This is a genomic window from Vibrio splendidus 12E03 (genome assembly GCF_000272105.2).
GTDB classification, from domain to species: domain Bacteria; phylum Pseudomonadota; class Gammaproteobacteria; order Enterobacterales; family Vibrionaceae; genus Vibrio; species Vibrio splendidus_I.
This window is the reverse complement of the sequence record NZ_AJZD02000116.1, coordinates 1-1,336: the sequence shown is the minus strand read 5'-3', so window position 1 is coordinate 1,336 and position 1,336 is coordinate 1. Positions and strand designations below refer to the sequence as shown.

The 1,336-nt window shown below is 37.5% G+C and carries 1 protein-coding gene; it reads right to left on the bottom strand.

The annotated features are described in order from the left end of the window. Positions 1-137: 137 nt before the first annotated feature. Positions 138-1,118 carry a hypothetical protein gene (locus A142_RS09370; protein WP_241813070.1) on the bottom strand — a complete coding sequence of 327 codons (981 nt, stop codon included), beginning with the start codon at positions 1,116-1,118 and terminating at the stop codon, positions 138-140. Positions 1,119-1,336: the final 218 nt, after the last annotated feature.

Sequence of the window (1,336 nt, the reverse complement as noted above, 5' to 3'; positions counted from 1 at the left end):
AACTGACATTCCAGACAAAAGTAACTGTTTGGATTACTTACGCGTTGGCCATATTCAAATAGGTGTGCTTGATAGCATGGATGTAATCTATATGATCAATCACTTGCTCAACGCACTGAAAGAAAAAAATGAAGATCTCAATTGCTTTTATCGCCAACATGACGAGCGATAATATGAATGTTTTTCAAACTATTGATTTCATAAGTCACATACTCTTCTTTCTCATTCACTTTAGGCGCTAAGATGTAAACGTTGAAGTAATGACAATCTAACGTAAGAATGGATTCAATATAGTTACGATAACGATATGACTCCATGAGCTTTTTATCACAATAAAGGTAGGCTTGTTTATCTTTGATTTTATCATAGAACTTAAACTTGAAACCTTTGCCATATCGCTTTACAAGCGTGGCGCCCCCATAAGCAACACCAATGTGCTTGTCATAATTGTAATATTTGACTGGTTTAAAGTACCGATACAACAGAACTCGGCCGACGCCTTTGACATTTAAAAGCACCTTTTTAAATTCATCATCACTCAAGACTTCTTTAGCTTCAAGCCATGTTTCTACAAGTCGAGACAGTACTGATGTGACGGTTTTAGATGGGGAGTTTTTTCGGTGAGACGAGCTGCCATTATTTTTCTTCGGCTCCCTCTCTAATTGTTTTGATTTTAATTCACTTTCACCATTTTTATTCGAAGTGCTTTCATCATCTAATTCAGGGGAGAATTCATCAATAAAGTGTTCAAGTTTATGGCGTATCTTACGTTGAGAATAGTCTTCACTACTCTCATTACTACGCTGTTTCAGGTGTTCTTCGTTACTACTAGCCAAAGACCATTCACAATTAGGGTGATGTTTATCATTTTCTCGATAGTGGGCGGCTTTGATAACAGGTTTACCATCGCTTCTTTCTTTGCAAAGTTTATCGTAGTTAACGCCAGTAACACGGACTCCCGTTTCATTGTGATAACGACAAAACTCGTCTGAACACAAAAAATTTAAACGTCTTCGCCTCTTTTCCGGCAAGGAAAAGTACTCTCGCCTAGCTGTATCAATGCTAATGTACTCATCTAATTCAACACAGAATGCTCGTTGTATTTTCACTGTACTCATCACTTTACCTTTCTGATAGAAGAAAAATTTTTTCTGTAAGTCATTAAGTAAAGTCTAAGTTACCGCAATGGTTAACGCTTTGGAAATACTCGCTATTATTGATTTACCCACCGAAACGGTGGACAAACGTCTAACAACAGGTGAATAAATGTCGAACACTATCATGACGGTGTTTGGTGAAGTTCCGATAGAGAAAGAGTACCAATGGTCCTGGGTAG

What these genes read in the sequence shown, in the direction of transcription:
- A142_RS09370 (WP_241813070.1), bottom strand. Translation starts at nt 1,118, where the DNA reads ATGAGTACAGTGAAAATACAACGAGCATTCTGTGTTGAATTAGATGAG.